Source organism: Bacteroidota bacterium, assembly GCA_039821555.1.
In the GTDB taxonomy this organism is placed as follows: domain Bacteria; phylum Bacteroidota; class Rhodothermia; order Rhodothermales; family Rubricoccaceae; genus JBCBEX01.
In genome coordinates this window covers 124,432-140,374 of record JBCBNX010000002.1, presented here as the reverse complement: position 1 = coordinate 140,374, position 15,943 = coordinate 124,432, and the positions used below count along the sequence as shown (strand labels likewise).

The following is a 15,943-nucleotide window of genomic DNA, read 5'->3' as shown; positions in this document are numbered from 1 at the left end:
GATAGATTTGCGATACGCCTAGCTGGACCGTATCTCTACGCGCTTTGCTAGCGGCGATTCCCCCACCAAAACCCGTGCGGGCGGGAGGTCCCCGGTGTCGCCGCTCGTCCTGCTCGCCCGTGGCTCTCTCGATCCCCTTACTCGATGCGCCTTCTTGCATGCTTGGCCGCGCTGTGTCTAGCGCTGCCGTTCTCCGCCCCCGCTTCGGCCCAGTCGCCCGCCTCCGCTGACGCGGTCGACGCAGCCGTAGACGTTGCCCTGCGGCACGTGGCCCAGCAGGCGGCTTCGCTCGGGGTCACCGATGGTGACGTGGCCGACCTCGTAGTTACGGACGCCGTCCCGAGCCGCCGCAGCGGCCTCACCTACGTCTACGTCCGGCAGGCCGTGGGCGGGATCGAAGTGCTGGGCACCGAGTTGACGGTGGCCGTCGACCGCAGCGGCGCGGTCGTGAGCCGTGCCGGGACGCTCACGCGCGACCTCGCTGCGAAGACGCCCGCCGTACGCCTCCGCCTCGACGCGCCCGAATCGGTGCGCCGGGCCGCGAGCCACCTCGGCGTGGACAGCCCGCGCCTCCGGAAGCTCGCCCAGGCGATGGGCGCCGGCCGCGCGACGACGTTCGCCCAGACCGACGCCGTGCTGACGCGCATCCTCAGCCGCCTCGTCTTCGTGCAGCCCGAGTTCGTACGGTCCGGCGGCGACGCGGCCTACCAGCTTGCCTGGCGCGTTGAGCTCGCGCCCCGCTCGGCGGGTCGCCTCTACCACATCTACGTCGACGCCGCGACGGGCGCCGAAGTCCGCCGCGACGACCTCACTGTGGACGAGCACGCCGGGCTCCCCTCGACGGGCCGTGCGCCCTCGCTTGCGCCGCTGGCCTCGGCCCCCGCGCCGAGCCTGCTGAGCGCGACCGCGCCCTCCGTGACAAGTGCGCCCGCGCCGATGGGCGTCAACGACGGCAGCAGCTACAACGTCTACGCGCTGCCGCTCGAAAGCCCTAACCACGGCAACCGCTCCATCGCCACGAACCCCGCTGACGCCATCGCCTCGCCCTTCGGCTGGCACGACACCAATGGAGCGACCGGCCCCGAGTTCACGATCACGCGTGGCAACAACGTCCACGCCTACCTCGACCGCGACGGCAGCGCCAACGTGCCGGACCCCGGCAGCGAACCGGACGGCGGCGCCAGCCTCGACTTCGACTATCCGATCAGCCTCACCCAGGACCCGGTCAACTACCAGGACGCGGCGGTCACCAACCTCTTCTACTGGAACAACGTTACCCACGACCTCCTCTACCGCTACGGCTTCGACGAGGTGAGTGGCAACTTCCAGGCCAACAGCTATGGCAACGGCGGCCAGGGCGGTGACGCCGTGCGCGCCGAGGCGCAGGACGGCGGCGGCATCAACAACGCCAACATGTTCACGCCGTCCGACGGCAGCGAGCCGCGCATGCAGATGTTCCTTTGGCAGGACACCAACCCCCGCCGCGACGGCGACCTCGACGCGGGCATCGTCATCCACGAGTACGTCCACGGCCTCTCCAACCGCCTCACCGGCGGCCCGAACAACGTCGGCTGCCTCAACGGCAACGAGCGCATGGGCGAGGGCTGGAGCGACTACTACGCCGCCATGTTCACGATGCGCCCCGGTGACACGCGCACGACCAACCGCGGCATCGGCACCTACTCCATCGGCGAGCCGATCACGGGCGACGGCATCCGCCCCGCGCCCTACAACACCAGCTTCGCCGTCAACGACTTCACCTACGGCGACACGCGCGACGCGTGCTTCCTCTTCTGCTCGCTCTCCGTCCCGCACGGCGTCGGCTTCGTCTGGGCGACGATGCTCTGGGACATGACCTGGGACCTCATCGACCAGTTCGGCTTCAGCGAGGACTTCTACGATGCCGACGGTACCGCCGGCAACCAGATCGCGCTCAACCTCGTCACCGAGGGCATGAAGCTCCAGCGATGCAACCCCGGCTTCGTGGACGGCCGCGACGCCATCCTCGCGGCAGACGACGCGCTCTACGGCGGCGTGCACAAGGACCTCATCTGGGCAGCCTTTGCGCGGCGCGGCCTCGGCTTCTCGGCCGTCCAGGGCACCTCGTCGAGCGTGACCGACAACCGCGAGGCGTTCGACCTCCCACCGGGCGGCGGCAACGTTGATCCAGTGGCGGGCTTCGCCGCCGACTGCGATGGGCTGACCTGCGACTTCACTGACACCAGCTCCGACGCCGATGGCAGTATCACGGGCCGCTCGTGGGACTTCGGCGACGGCGCGACCGCGTCGGCGACCAACCCGCGCCACACCTACGCGGCGGACGGCACCTACACCGTCACGCTGACCGTCACGGACAACGGCGGCGCGACCGACGAGGCCTCGCAGGCCGTAGCCGTCTCCGACGGCGGTGGCGTAGAAGACACCACGCCGCCCGCGCTCTCCGGCTCGATCCGAGGCAGCAAGTACGAGGGCACCGCCTCGGACAGCGGCTCGGGCATCGCCTCCGTCACGCTGCGCGACGCCACCAACCTCGACCTCGACGTGGACGGCTTCGCAACAGGCACGAGTAGCGTGAACTTCGACATCACGCTCGTCAACAGCCGCGACCAGGGCAAGGGCTATGTCGTCGCGACCGACGTGGCGGGCAACACCGCCGACCTCTGGGTCTGCTCCGACGGCTGCGACCCGCCCGGTACCGGCGGCGGCGACGACACCACGCCCCCGAGCGTCACCGGCTCCATCCGCGGCAACCGCTTCGACGGCACCGCCTCCGACTCCGGCTCCGGCATCGCCTCGGTCGTGCTCGGCAGCGACGCCGTCAACCTCGTCCTCGACGTGGACAACTTCTCCCCAGGCGCTTCAAGCGTCGGCTTCGATGTGCGGCTCTCGAACCGCAGCCAGCCGGGCTCGGGCACGGTCATCGCGACCGACGTGGAGGGCAACGAGGGCACACTCTTCATCGACTCGGAGAACAGCGCGCAGTTCGCCCCGTCGGCGAGCAGCGCGGCGCTCCCGGAGGCGGTGGTGCTGGCGGGCAGCTACCCGAACCCGTTCGGGACCACGACGACGGTGCGCTACGGGGTGCCGATGGCGATGCCGGTGCAGCTTGCCGTCTACGACGTGACGGGCCGCGAAGTGGCGCGGTTGGTGGACGGCGTCGTGGAGGCGGGGTACCACGTGGCGACGTTCGAGGCGAGCGGTCTGCCGAGCGGGGTGTACGTGGTGCGTTTGAGCGCCGACGGGCGTGCGGAGACACGCCGGGTGGTGGTGGCTCGGTAGCACGCGGGCCTCTCGTCTGGATTGATGCGCCCCGTCTGGCTTCGGCTAGGCGGGGCGCAGCTTTGAGGTACGCTATGAGCCGGGGAAGCACGCGACATGGCCTGGGGGGCATGCAGCGGGGCCAAGAGCACTCGTGCGGTTCGTCGACAGCCACGGTCAAGTGCACCCTTGGCCATCTCGAAAGCGCTTTTCGTAAACTGCGTAATCGTCCGGCTCCGCACGATGGCGGAGTCGTCCTCTCCCTCGACGTATCCGAATCATGACGCTTCCTCGCCGCGCGGTCTACGCCACGCAGCCCGCGCAACTGCGCAAGCAGGTCACCGACGCCCTGGACCAGGCTATCGCGACGCCCACGGAGGGGCAACTTTTCGCGCTCATCGTCCCGGACTCCAACCGACTGACGGGCGCCGCCGCCGCCGCCGAAGCGTACCGGTTGCTCAAGCACCAGGACCTCAACACAGTCATCTTCATCTCGCCGAGCCACGAGGGCGAGTTCGGGCGGCTCTCGATCTGCCGCGCCGACACGTACCACAGCCCGCTCGGCGGCGTGCCCGTCAACGACCGCCTCCGCCACGAGTTTTGCGACGAGGACGACGACATCTTCCTCGACGACGCCGGGCACTACCACACCGAGGGCGTCGGCGCGCAACTGCCGTTCCTCCAGGTGCTCTTCCCGAATCGCGCCTTCGACATCGTGCCGATCGTGATGGGTGAGGAGACGCCCGCGTTCTGCCGCGAACTCGGCGTCGCCATCGGCGAGGTGATGTACGGGCAGCAGGCCCTCCTCATCGCCACGGCCGACGTGCTGCGCGTGGACGACTCCGCGTTCGAGGAGTTTGCCGAGGCGCTGCGCGCGTTTGACGAGACGGAGCTGATGCACCTGCTCGGCGGGGAGCGGCTGGCGATCGAAGGCATGGGCGCCGTGATCGTGGCGATCATCGCGGCGCTGCACCGGGGCGCGAGCCGAGCCGAGGTGCTGCGTTACGACCCGCCCACCGACACCGAGATTGGCGCCTTCGCCTGCGCGCTCTGGCGCGACTGACGTCCCATCGAGGAGTATAGTCGAGGTCTGGCTCAACGCTCGGCGGAGTCGAGCGCGCACAGGTGCATCGTGCGTATCCAGACGCTCGCTCGTCCAAGCCGGCATGCTTCAGCCTGATGAGCCGAGCGCGAACACCAAGCGCGTTGGAGCTAGCGGCTGTTAGCTCGGGTAGGGACAGGGAGCGGGCGTCGAGGGTTGCGCAAACCCACGCACATCGTGGCACTTTTCATGGCATCGGAAGGAGCGGCGTGCGTACTCTCCGAGGCTCATAAACCCGCCCACTACTCACCCCCTCCATGGCGGTCTATGCCTCAGTTTTTAAGGAGGCCCGGCCCGGCGTCACCGTCGTCGGCGCAGGGGCCGTAGGGCGTGTGCTCGCGCTCCGGCTGCGGGCGCACGGCTACCCGATCCGCGCCGTCCTGAGCCGCACGCGCTCCGGCGCCGACGCGCTCGCGCGGGAGGTCGAGGCCGCCCGCGCCTCGGACAGCCTCCGCGACCTACCCGACACCACGCGCTTCCTCCTGGTCTGCGTACCCGACGACGAGCTGCCGCGCGTCGCCGACGACCTCGCGCGGGTGCGTCACGACTGGCAGGGCACCGTCGTAGCTCACGTCTCCGGCGCGCTCCCGGCCTCCGTCCTCGACCCGCTCGCCGACCTCGGCGCGGACGTGCTCAGCTTCCACCCGCTCCAGACGATCACCCGCCAGAGTGATCCTGCTGCGCTCGACGATATCTACGTCGGCCTCGAAGGCCAGGCCAAGGCGGTTGCGGCGGGCATCGAACTGGCTGTGGGCCTCGGCATGCGCTACCTCGTGCTCTCCGCCGAGGCCAAGGCGCGCTACCATCTCGCGGCGTCGATGGCGTCGAACTTCTTCGTCACGCTGATGGGCCTCGTCCAGGAGACGCTCCTCTCGCTCGACATCGACCGCGCGGACAGCTTCGCCGTCATCGAGCCGCTCGTGCAGGGTACGCTCGCCAACCTCGCGGCCTCAACGCCGGAGGACGCGCTCACCGGGCCCGTCGTGCGCGGCGACCTCGACACGCTGCGTCGCCACGCTCTCGCGCTCCGGCAGCACCTCCCGCACCTGATCCCGGTCTACTCGGCGCTCACCGTCGAGACGACGCGCCTGGCCGTCCGCAGCGGTGCCCTCGACCCCGAGGCCGCCGAGGACGTGCTCGGGCTGATGCAGCGCCTCGTGAACGTCCCGCGCCCCGCCACGCCGCGCCGCACCGGCACGGACGGCTGACATCGTATGTGGACGTATGCAGGTATGAAGGTGTGGACGTAGGTCACCTTCACACGTTCAAACATCCATACGTTCACACCTTCTCACGTCGCCTCCCAGACCAGGCGACGGAGCAGCGTGGCAAGCTCCATGCGGTTGTCGAGCACGATCACCCGGCCCATTGCGCCGTGGCGCTCGACCTCGACGCTGTCGTTGCGCACGATGGCGCCCGAGATCGTGGGTACCGGAAAGAGCACCGTGTCGCGGCGTGGGTCGATGAGGAGCAGGCGCTTGTTGGTGAGGTAGAGCGTGCCCTCGCCGCGTGCGTCGTGCTGGCGGTCAAGGATGGCGCGCTGCTGGTCGATGGTGTCGCCGGGCACGCGGGGGTTGGAAGCGACGGCGCGACGCACGGCCTCGTCGGCGTGCCAGCGGGCGGTGGCGGAGAAATAGACCGTCTCGTCGCGGTCGGGCTGGAAGAGGAGGGGGCCGCGGTAGCGAGGGAGGCTGCCGAGCGACGGGCTCGCCTGCTGCTCTCGCTCGGCGATGCGCGTGCGCACCTGTTCAGCATACGCCTCGTGCTCGCGAAGCCGCGCCTGCACGTCTGCCGAAACGGATCGCTCGCGCTTCGACCGGCGTTTCTGGCGACGTCGCACGCTGCGCTCGGTCTTGGCGGCGCCCTGCGCGTCTCGCTCGGAGAGCATCCGCCGGACGATCGTCGCAAACACGGAGGCTTCCCCGTTGAGGCGGAGCAGCCAGTCGACCTTGCCGTCGCGGACGAGCAGCACAAACCCGTCGTCGTGGGTCACGCCGGCCACGTTCTGGAGGACGACGGTGCGCGTGTCGCTCTGGCCGCGATGGCGAGATAGCAGGAGGCGCTCGCTGGTGAGCACGAGGCGCCCGGCGGCGCTGCTAGTGCGTCCGCGCAGCCTGCTGAGGAAGCGCTGGAGGGACGAACGGCGTAGAAACGGTACGCTACTGGCCCGCGCGCCGAGTGGTTTGGGCGTTTCGATCCAGTGCCCGACGCCCGTCCAGTAGACCTCCTCGCCCGTGCGGAGCGGCACGCGGGGTGGTTCCTCGATGGGGCGTAGCGCGCCGTGGACGAGTTCGTGGCGTTCGGCGGCGGTGGCGAGCATGGCCGCGACCCGCTCCGGGACGGTCACGCCGAGGTTGGTCTCCATGGCACGGATTTCCGCGGCCTCGTCGGGGTCGAGTTCGCCGTCGCAGAGCGCGTGGGCGATGCGCTGGAGGAGCCGCTCGCGGGCGGCGCGCTCGTAGGACGCCTTCGCGTCGTCGGGGTCGAGGCCGAGCGTGTGCTGGAGCGTGAAGAGGAGCAACTGCTCGTCCGCGTCGAGGCAGTCGTCGGAGATGACCTGCGCGACGGTGTGGCCGAAGACGCGCGCGTGGATGCGCTTGAGCGCCGCGCGTTCGAGGAAGAGCGTCCGGGCGAGGTACGCGGCGTCGGCGCGCTCCGCAGGCGTGAGGTCGCCGTCGGCGATGCGGTGGCGGAGGAAGTCGGCGTAGATCTTGCCCCGTTCCGTCGCGAAGTCGCCTCCGCTGTCCGACTCGCCGCCGAGGAAGTCCACGTCGTGGTCGCGCCCGATGCGGATCGTGTCGGCGGGGCCGAACTCGTAGACGCTCGTTGCCGCGGCGACCATGTTGTGCAGCTCCACGTAGGCGTTGCGCTTCGGCGCGCTCCCAAGCGTGCCGGGGGGCTCGGGGTCGATCAGGTCAAACGGAGCCACAGGACGGGAGACGAGCAGGGAGAAACGAACGGAGCAGCGCGGCGCGGCAGAATCTACGCTGCGTCTAAGCGTCCGGCGGCCAGCAGCCCAGGTGACGCCGCAGCGTGATGACTTGGCCGAGGTGGTGCGCGTTGTGGTCGGCCACGAGGAGCAACTCTCGCAGGACTGTGTAGCCGGGCGCGTGCTCGAACGACGCGAAGAGGTCTACGCTCGGGTCTTCGGCAAGCGCCACGCAGGCGTCGAGGTCCGAGAAGAACGCGTCGAGGGCAGCGTGCCACGAGGTGGGCGTGCCAGGTGCCTCGGGCCAAAAGTCGTCAGGCCAGGCGCGCTCGACGTAGGCCGGGCCGCCGCGCACGCGAGTGAAGTCGAGGATGTCGGCCTGTGCGATGCGGAGGTGCTCCAGCAGGTCCCACAGCGAGTGCGCCACGCCGTCGATTCGGTCATTGATGCGGTCGAGCGGGACTGCCGCGAGCGCATCGGTCGTGGCGACGTGCGCGTGCCCGCCGCGCAGGACCGCGACGAGTTCGGCGCGGAGGCGCGCATCGGGAGTGGTGGGCGCAGTCGAAGGGCGAGGCACGAGGGGGAGGACGGGGTGGCACAACCGGGCGGCACAACCTACGCCGCCCGCCCCGGTTGCCAGGGTGAGAGCCGAGGCCGAGTCTAAGCGCGCTGTCAGGGCGTTGCCGGTGCCGAAACCATCGCGTCTGGAACGGTCGGGCGGCCTTGCTGCGGCTCCAGCGGGAGGCGGAACCAGAACGTCGCGCCCGCGCCGGGCTCGCTATGCACGCCCACCGTGCCGCCGTGGGCTTCCACGAGGCCCTTGGCGATGTAGAGCCCGAGGCCGGTCGAGTGCTCGCCGCCGGTGGGTTGGGCGCTGAGCCGCTCTAGCTTGCCGAACACCTTGGCCTTGTCGTCCTCCGTGAGCCCCGGCCCCTGATCCGCCACCGCGAACCGCGCCCACGTCACGCGCTGGCCGTCGCCCTCCGAGGGCGTCGATTCGACGATCAGCGAGATCCACACGCACCGCCCGCGGGGGCTGTACTTGACCGCGTTCGACACCAGGTTGTCCATCGCTCGTTGCACGGCCGACACGTCCACGCGAGCCGTGAGCCGGTCCGGGAAGGCGACCTCCAACGCGATGCGCTTCTGCGTGGCCTGCGCCCGATTCCAGCGCACCACGCTTCGAGCTACTTCAGACAGGTTTGTCTTCCGGGTTCGCAAGCGGATCCCGTCGTCTGACTCGCGCCGCGCATCGTCGAGCAGGTCGGTGATGAGGTCGGCGGCCCGCAGTGCCTCTGAGCGGATGGTGGCTAGGCTCTCGGCCTGCTCGACAACGCTCATCGTCTCCCGCCCTTCGAGGAGGAGGTCTGCCAGGCCAGCGATGCCACCCAGCGGGTTCTTGAGGTCGTGGGCGGCAATGCCGAGGAACTCCTTGTTCTGCTCCAGCGCGTCGCGCAGTTCGACCGTGCGGCCCTCAAGTGTGTGGTTGAGCTGGTGGAGCTCGTCGTTGGCCTCTTGTAGCGCCCTGAGCTGGCGCTCGGCCTCTTGCTTCTGCTGGCGGAGCTCTGCGGTGCGCTCCGCCACGGCGGTCTCCAGCAAAGCGTAGCGAGCATGCATTCGGCGCGAGCGCCGCCGGTTGTAGCTAGCAGTTACCACGACGACGCTGGCCACGGCGAGGCACGCCCAGAGCAGCGATGCCCACCAGGTCTGGTACCAGGCAGGGAGGACGCGGAAGCCGAAGGTCACCTCGTCGGTGAGTTGGCCATAGCCGTCGCGGGCCTGGACGCGAAAGGTGTAGGCGCCGGGGTCGAGGTTGGTGTAGTCCTTCTGGGATTCCGGGGTCCAGTCGGACCAGCGCGGCGCGAGGCCGTCGAGGCGCACGCGGTAGGTGGAGCCCGATGGCTGCTCGTAGGCCAGCGCGGCGAAGCTGAAGCGCAAGGCGTTGTGGCCTACGAGCAGGGTGTGACTCCGCTGCAGCGCTTGGCCGAAGCCATCGGCCATGACCGAGTCGGGGGCGAGGGTCGTCACGCGCCGCAGACGAAGGGCCGGCGGCGGCGGGCGCGTCAGGGCGGGGGCGAGGCGTACGACGCCCGTCTCGGTAGCCAACCAGCCCGTCCCGTCCTCATCGAAGACGAGGCCGTCGAGGGTGCGCGCCGTTTCCGGCACGAGCATGCGTTTGGCTGGCTCGTACCCCCCCGAGCCCTTCGGGTGGGCGACGTAGAGCGCGTTGTCGGCGCCCGTGAACCACCGGGCTCCGTCGGGGCCGTCCGCAAGGAACGCGGGCACGTCCACCTCGCCCGACCAAACCTGCACCGTCGGGTCGGGGACGAGCTGGGGGCCGCCCTCTGTGAGTCGGGCCTGGTAGGTCGCGGTGCGTCCGACGACGTGCAAGCCGCTCTCCGTCTGCACGAGGCGGCTGTGGATGCCGAGCTCGTCGTGCTGGAGGGCGGGCCACACGCGGGCGTCGCGCAGCGCCGAGTCCTCGGAGATCGAGACAACGACCGCGCGCTGGTTGGTGGTGCTGCCCCAGAGCACGACCTCAGAGCCACCCGCAGCCTGCGGAGCGAGGTCGAGGCCGAACAGCACATGGTCGGTGACGAGCGAGTCGACCAAGGTGACCGCGCCTCGCTCGGCGACCTCCAACTCGTAGAGCGTGGACTCGCCAGACACGTAGAGCCGGCTCGGATTGCGTGGCGAGCGCACCATCCCGGTGCCCACCCTCGTGCCGCCATGCGGTGCCCAGGCAACGGTCGCGGCCTGCCGGTCGAGGCGGAGCAGAGCCGAGTTGCACACGCCCATGAGCACGCCGCCGATCTCTATGAACTGCGCGCACTCGACGTGCCGCGACGCGGTGCGGACCGGGACAAACCGGGCCGGGCGCGCTCCCTCGTCCAGCACGGCGAAGCCGACTTCAGTCGCGGCGTAGAGTTGTCCGTCGTAGCGGTAGACTTCGTTCACGGCTGACTCGATCCCCTCGGAGCGGGCGAAGTGGGTGCGTTGCCGGGACACGTCGACCCGCGCGATGCCGCCGAAGAGCGAGATCCAGAGCGCGCCGTCGGCGGTCTGGTTGAGCTCCATGACCTCGGTGTTGAGGAGGCCCGCCTCCACGTCGAGGTGGCGCAGGACCTGCCCGTCGTTGTCCAGGAGCACCACGCCCTCGCCGTCGAAGCCGAGCGCCAGCGTGCCGTCGGCGAGGCGCAGGCCTGCATAGAGCTTGCCCTCGGCAATCCAGGGGTCCACCTCCGTCGGCCAGGCCTCGCAGAGGTTGCCCGCCTCCTGCCTGCAGCGCAGAAGCCCGTCGTCTCGCCCCAGCACGGTCAGCCCGTCAGTCCCGTCTGGGACGATTTCGATCACAGCTCCTCCTGTTTCGTAGAGCACCTCGACCGTACCCGTCGGTGCTATTTCGAGCACGCGGCCGTCCAGATCGGATGCGTAGACCCGCCCGTCGATGACGGTGTGGTAGAAGAAGGGTCCGCCCTCTTCGATAATCTGAAGCGCCTGCCCGTCCCATCGCAGGAGCCAGCCCTCGTGCGCGGTGAAGTAAACGCCGTGCGCCGTCGCGGACACGTCCCAGAGCGTCGAGAGAGCCCGGTAGCTAGCGGGCAGGTGCTCGGCTAGGGAATGAAACCGGAGCTGCCCCCCCTCGTCGGGGGCGAGGTAGCCCGGGTGGCCCTCCGCGGCGACATAGAGGAGGTTGTCGAAGCCGTACGAGAGCGCCTGCACCCCCGTGAGCAGCGGGTCTTCGATGGGGGTCCAGCTGTGGCCGTCGTAGACCAAGACGCCCCTCGCGTTGGCGACGTAGATCAGCCCGTCAGGCGTCTGAGTGACGTGGCTGTTGCTCCGGGCGAGGCCGTGCTCGGCAGGCGCGTAGTAGCGCAAGGGATACCGCCCAACGGTGTGCAGGTCGTCCGCAGACGGTTGCGCAACGCTCTCTCCCGCACCAATCCAGGCGCAGGTCATACCAAGGGTAAGCAGGAGTAGTCGTTTTAACACGCAGGCGTGGGGCAAGCCGGTCGCACAAGGCCCCTATGGCGTCCCACACGAGTCTTGCGGCAACCAAGAACCCCCTGGCGAGAATCGTGCCTCGAATGCAACGGTCTCCTGTGTGCCTTCAGTGCGGCATCCAGCGCGGGGTGAGCACCATCAACACGAACGCGCTCACGGCTAGGGCGACGAAGCCTGCCGCCACGAGGTCGTCGTGCTGGAGCCAGCCGAGCTTGAGCAGGATCCACCACCAGTCGTGCGCCGTCTCGCCCAGCCCCCCGATGAGCGGCAGCGCGCGTTCCTGGGCGTCGGCGGCGTAGACGGAGACGCTGACGGCGCTCTGTCCAAACCATAGCAGCGACACCTGCGTGCCGAGCCGGCTGTCGTAGCGAAGCGCCGACCAGACAAAGATCGCCGGCAAGATGAGCTGCATCAGCGAGCCACCGAGCGCCGTCACGAAGTCGCCGAAGAAGCCGAAGAACCAGTGCCCAGCCTCGTGCACGATCAGGTTGAAGTCGTCCACAATGCGGATGTACGACCCCCAGGTGGCGAGGACGTAGACGGCCGCGAGGGCGAAGAGGGCCGTCGGCCCCCAGAGGCGGAGGCGGTCGGTCGCGTCAGCAGACAAGGCGAAGGAGGACACCGGGGCATCGGTTCGTGAGTGAACACGGCGGTGTCCCGCAAAGCCCGCGCCAGCCAGGCTCAGGTGTCGGGCTGGACGCTCAGGTTCAGCCGCCCGGCACGTAGTACGGGATCGAGATGCGCAGCCACGAGGCCACGGAGTCCTGGCCGGCCGTGGCGGGATTGTAGCGCCGGTTGGCAGCCACGTTGAGCGCGAGGCGGTCGAGGGTCGGGTGTGCGGGCTCCAGCACCTTCGCCGCGACGGCTTGGCCCTGGCGGTTGACGTGCACCTGCATCGTCACGCGGCCCTCCACGCGGTTCTGGCGGAGGCTGTCCGGGTAGATGACGAGGCTCGGGTCGATGTCGCCGAGCGGGCCCGACTTGCGATACTCACGCGACACGCGGTAGTAGACGTCGGTGCGGAGGCTGCGCACGTCCTCGACGCTGCTCGCGTTCTCCTGCTGGATGAGCGGCACGGCGACCGCGTTGAAGACCGAGTCCATGGCTTCGGGGTTGTTGCGGAAGAGCCCGATCAGCCCGCCGTCGGGGTCGGCCTCCTCCGCACCGTCGAGGCGGCCGCGCTTGACCTGCGCGACGAGGCCCTCGCCCTCGTCGACGCCCATCGTCTCCAGCGTCGAGAGGTCGCGGAAGGCGACCGCAGTGTCGACGTCCGCGTGCCACCACGCGGCGAGCGCGGCGTCGGCGCCGTTGGAGGTCCAGCCCTCCGGGGGCGTGAGCGGGTCCCCTCCGGTGCCCCCGCAGGCGGCGAGGACGACGAGGGACGCAGCGAGCACGAACGAAGCAGCGAAGCGCATGGCGGTAGGCAGTCGGTGGAGCGCGGTCGGTGAAGCGCAGGCGGTGGGTTGGCTCAGAAACGTACCACGCGCCCCGTCTAGTCGGACGGAGCGCGTGCGAAATCCTGCCGGATAGCCCGTGCAGAGCGTTGTCTCACGCCTCATCTAGTTCGTCGAGAGGACGTACTCGTTGTAGACGTTGCCGAGGTTGCGGACGCGGAGCCGGAAGGGGCCCGTCCAGAGCGGGCGGAAGGAGAAGTAGCCGACGTCGGTGTAGTCCGTGTCCGAGGCGACGAGGTTGCCGTTCTCGTCGTAGAGGTAGAAGTCGAGGTCGGAGTCGTGGTCGCCGGTGATGGCGATGGTGGCGCGCTGGCCGCCGCGGAAGGAGAGGTAGTGCGTGTTGGTGCCGTAGGCGGAGACGCGGTAGACGCCGAGCAGCGAGCCGCCGACGCGGCCATAGGGCACGGGCTGTGCGGCCTGGGCCTGCAAATCTTCGATCAAGCCTGCAAGCGGCGAGTCGGCTTCGGCGAGGGCCGCGGCTTCGGCGAGGAGCGCCACAGCCGTGAAGTCGGACACGCTGTCGTCGGCCTTGTCGCCCACCGGGCCACCGTCGTCCATCGTCTCCGTCATCGTCTCTGTATCGACCTCGCCGTCGAGCGGGGCGGCGGGGTGGTCGAGGAGCAACTGGGCGGCGGTCGCGAGCGCCTGCGCGTCGTCGGTGGCGCGGCCATACTGCGCAAGCTGCACGGCGAGCGCCTGCGGGCTCGTCATCGCGGCCATCGACTCGGCCTTGCCATTGACGCCCTTGCGGTCCGTCATCGTGGAATCGGCGTCTTGCGCGAACGCGGGTACCGCGAGCAGGAGCACGAGTGCGAGAGAAAGCAGTCGGTTCATGGGTCTGGCGGGTTGGCTCAACAGAGCGAAGAGGGATGAGTCACGAGTGAAGAGAAGAGCCAGCGGGCGGGTACGCACCGCAATGCAGCGTCACTCATCGACCACCTCCATCACGAGCGTGGCCGTGGCGCCCGTCTGCGGGGGTGGCGCGAGGCCGCCGGAGCGGGTGCCGTAGTGCGCGCCTGCCATGAGCGCGTCGAGCGGGCCGCCGCTGGGGGGGCTGGCCGAGCGCGTCCGGGCGAGGTCGGTGAGCACGGGCGTGAAGTCGATAGGCTGTTCCGTGGCGAAGAGCTTGAAGACGTAGGTCCCGAACGGCGCCTCAGGGATGCGCGCGTGGCCGAGTGCTTCCTCGACGGAGAGCAGCTTCGTCTGCCCGGCCGTGAGGAGGTATTCGCCGCCCTCCACGGCCGGGGCGATTTGCTCGATGCGGCCGTCGGGGTAGAGTTCGAGGAGCGCGACGTGCGCGTCGGTGTCGCCGCGGTTGTGGAGGCGGAAGACGAAGCCCGGCGTGCCGCCCGCGTCCTCGGCGGCGGGTGTGAACTGCCACAGCCCGCCCGCATTCTTGGCGACGGCGGCCGAGGTGTCCATGCGCCACAGGCTCTGGGCGTCGCGGTAGAAGCGGCCCGGCACCAGCTCCAGCGTCACGTCGATGCCGTCGTGGGTGAGCTCGACCTGCTTGAGGTAGGCGTTGCGCGCGTAGCCGAGGAGCCGCTGCTGCACGTCGCGGAGCGCCGTCGGCCCGGCCAGCATTGGGTCTCCGATGGGGATGCCGCTCTGCGTCGCTGTCAGCACGAAGGCGTTGCCCTCTTGCGCGAGCCGCACTTGGCCGCCCGTTTGGTCGCCCGTCTCGCCGTCCTCGACAGCCACGAGCGCCGGGGTGTCTTCGAAGACAAGCGCGAGGTCCGCGCGCGTCTCGGCGTCCAGCGCGGGATCGAGTTCGACGTAGAGCTCCAGCGGTCCGAAGCCGGGCGCGGTGACGAAGACCCAGGCATCGTCCAGCGCAGTGTCTGAGGTTGCGTCGAGCGTGACGGTGGCCTCGGTGGGCGTGGCCTGCGTGACGCGGCCCGTGGCGAGCGCCGGCCCGTCGGCGGCGTCCGGCGAGGGGGTGCCGCGCGGGTAGAACGCCACCCGCGCGTCGGCGAGCAGGCCGTTGAGCGTGCCGCCGTCGAGCGTCGCAGTGGCGCCGTCGGTGGCCGTGTCGTCGGTGGCCGTGTCGTCGGTGGCGCGAACGCGGTAGAACGGCGTCTGCGTGACGGTCTGGCCACTGAAGAGCAACGCGTCGAGGGTGCCCTCGGCCTGCGGCGTCTGCTGCGCGGCAAGGGTGTTCATCCGCACCGCAAGCCGGTCGAAGAAGGCGCGCACCGTCTCGCCCGGCTCGACCTCGCGGAGGGCCTGGCTGAGCGCGTACGACAGCGAGCCGTAGAGCTTGGCGCGGCGGCGGCCGCCCTCGGTGTAGAAGTGCTTGTACTCCCAGTTCGGCTCGTTGGGGCCGGCCGCGCTGAGCACCACGATCGGCGCGAGCGCGGCGTCGTCGGCCGCCGGGGCTCCGCGGGTCCTTGACGACGGCGCGTCGAGGAGCGGCGTCGCCTCGTCCGGCACGCCGTCGCCATCCGCATCGGCGGGGGGCCCGATGGGGGTCGGGTGGCCGCGCTGCGGGGCGTCGCTGCGCGTGGCGGTGCCGGAGTAGCAGGCGTCGAGCCAGACGGTGACGCTGCCGGTCGGGCCGACGGTGCGGCGGAGGCGGCCGAGCACGGCGCCTAGGTCATCGTCGCGGAGGTGCGTGGCCGTGGCGCGGTCGAGCGGGGCCGTGACGGCGTCGTAGGGCGCGAGTGCCTCGTCGTAGCCGTCGAGTTCGTCGCCGTCGTCGTCAGAGATGCGAACGCCGTGGCCGGAGTAGTGCAGCACGACCACGTCGCCGGGCGCGCTCGCGGCGGTGAGCGCGTCGAGGGCGTCGAGAATGCCGTCGCGTGTGGCAGCGGCGTCCTGCAAAACGACGAGGTCGTCTTCAGCAAAGCCCTGTGCGGCGAGTGCCTGCACGATCAGCGGCACGTCGTTGTCGGCGTTGAGGTCGCTGTAGCCGCTCGCGTCCGGGTAGTCGGCCACGGCCACGACGAGCGCGCGCTTCGTCGGCGCATCGGGCACCGCGGATGGGGGCAGGGCGACGGCAAGGGCTGCGGGAGCCGCGAGAACAGCAAGCAGGAGCGCGAGGCAGCGCATGGGCAACGGATCTGGTGGGGTGTAGCCCTCAACTTAGGGATGCCGCGTCGACGTGCGCGCTCCCCAGAACTGGGGAGGCCTCGCCGCACCCGAAAACGTGCGGCCGTGCCGTTGCGCATGCCTTAGTCGCGCGACCCTTGGCGT

The 15,943-nt window shown here is 69.9% G+C and carries 10 protein-coding genes; 3 read left to right on the top strand and 7 right to left on the bottom strand.

Features of this window, described 5'->3' with window-relative positions; genetic code table 11:
* Window positions 1-144 precede the first annotated feature (144 nt).
* The 3 genes from AAFU51_03280 (at window position 145) to AAFU51_03270 (ending at window position 5,568) form a co-directional block, all read left to right on the top strand.
* The gene (locus AAFU51_03280) at window positions 145-3,279 is read left to right on the top strand and encodes a M36 family metallopeptidase (GenBank protein MEO1570269.1); all 3,135 of its coding nucleotides are present in this window, start codon (window positions 145-147) and stop codon (window positions 3,277-3,279) included.
* A gap of 259 nt (window positions 3,280-3,538) precedes the next feature.
* Entirely contained in the window at window positions 3,539-4,321 is a 783-nt protein-coding gene (gene amrB, locus AAFU51_03275; protein ID MEO1570268.1) for an AmmeMemoRadiSam system protein B, read from the top strand.
* 296 nt (window positions 4,322-4,617) lie between these two features.
* A complete protein-coding gene (locus AAFU51_03270) occupies window positions 4,618-5,568 on the top strand; it encodes a Rossmann-like and DUF2520 domain-containing protein (protein ID MEO1570267.1) in 951 nt (316 codons plus the stop codon).
* A gap of 83 nt (window positions 5,569-5,651) precedes the next feature.
* On the opposite strand, the gene AAFU51_03265 is transcribed toward AAFU51_03270, so the two are convergent.
* The 7 genes from AAFU51_03265 to AAFU51_03235 form a co-directional block, all read right to left on the bottom strand.
* On the bottom strand, window positions 5,652-7,289 hold the full coding sequence (locus AAFU51_03265) for a hypothetical protein (GenBank protein ID MEO1570266.1): 1,638 nt from the start codon (window positions 7,287-7,289) through the stop codon (window positions 5,652-5,654).
* 64 nt (window positions 7,290-7,353) lie between these two features.
* Entirely contained in the window at window positions 7,354-7,866 is a 513-nt protein-coding gene (locus AAFU51_03260) for a DinB family protein (GenBank protein ID MEO1570265.1), read from the bottom strand.
* 95 nt (window positions 7,867-7,961) lie between these two features.
* On the bottom strand, window positions 7,962-11,168 hold the full coding sequence (locus tag AAFU51_03255) for an ATP-binding protein (GenBank protein ID MEO1570264.1): 3,207 nt from the start codon (window positions 11,166-11,168) through the stop codon (window positions 7,962-7,964).
* Between the two features lie 232 nt (window positions 11,169-11,400).
* Window positions 11,401-11,901 carry a hypothetical protein gene (locus AAFU51_03250; GenBank protein MEO1570263.1) on the bottom strand — a complete coding sequence of 167 codons (501 nt, stop codon included), beginning with the start codon at window positions 11,899-11,901 and terminating at the stop codon, window positions 11,401-11,403.
* 100 nt (window positions 11,902-12,001) lie between these two features.
* Window positions 12,002-12,709: an energy transducer TonB gene (locus AAFU51_03245; GenBank protein ID MEO1570262.1), complete on the bottom strand. Its 708-nt coding sequence runs from the start codon at window positions 12,707-12,709 to the stop codon at window positions 12,002-12,004.
* A gap of 144 nt (window positions 12,710-12,853) precedes the next feature.
* On the bottom strand, window positions 12,854-13,582 hold the full coding sequence (locus tag AAFU51_03240) for a hypothetical protein (GenBank protein MEO1570261.1): 729 nt from the start codon (window positions 13,580-13,582) through the stop codon (window positions 12,854-12,856).
* A 90-nt stretch (window positions 13,583-13,672) separates the two neighbouring features.
* Window positions 13,673-15,799: a caspase family protein gene (locus AAFU51_03235; protein MEO1570260.1), complete on the bottom strand. Its 2,127-nt coding sequence runs from the start codon at window positions 15,797-15,799 to the stop codon at window positions 13,673-13,675.
* Window positions 15,800-15,943 lie beyond the last annotated feature (144 nt).

Coding starts and splice junctions, on each gene's coding strand:
- AAFU51_03235 (MEO1570260.1), bottom strand. CDS start 15,799: ATGCGCTGCCTCGCGCTCCTGCTTGCTGTTCTCGCGGCTCCCGCAGCC.
- AAFU51_03280 (MEO1570269.1), top strand. CDS start 145: ATGCGCCTTCTTGCATGCTTGGCCGCGCTGTGTCTAGCGCTGCCGTTC.
- AAFU51_03270 (MEO1570267.1), top strand. CDS start 4,618: ATGGCGGTCTATGCCTCAGTTTTTAAGGAGGCCCGGCCCGGCGTCACC.
- amrB (MEO1570268.1), top strand. CDS start 3,539: ATGACGCTTCCTCGCCGCGCGGTCTACGCCACGCAGCCCGCGCAACTG.
- AAFU51_03240 (MEO1570261.1), bottom strand. CDS start 13,582: ATGAACCGACTGCTTTCTCTCGCACTCGTGCTCCTGCTCGCGGTACCC.
- AAFU51_03245 (MEO1570262.1), bottom strand. CDS start 12,709: ATGCGCTTCGCTGCTTCGTTCGTGCTCGCTGCGTCCCTCGTCGTCCTC.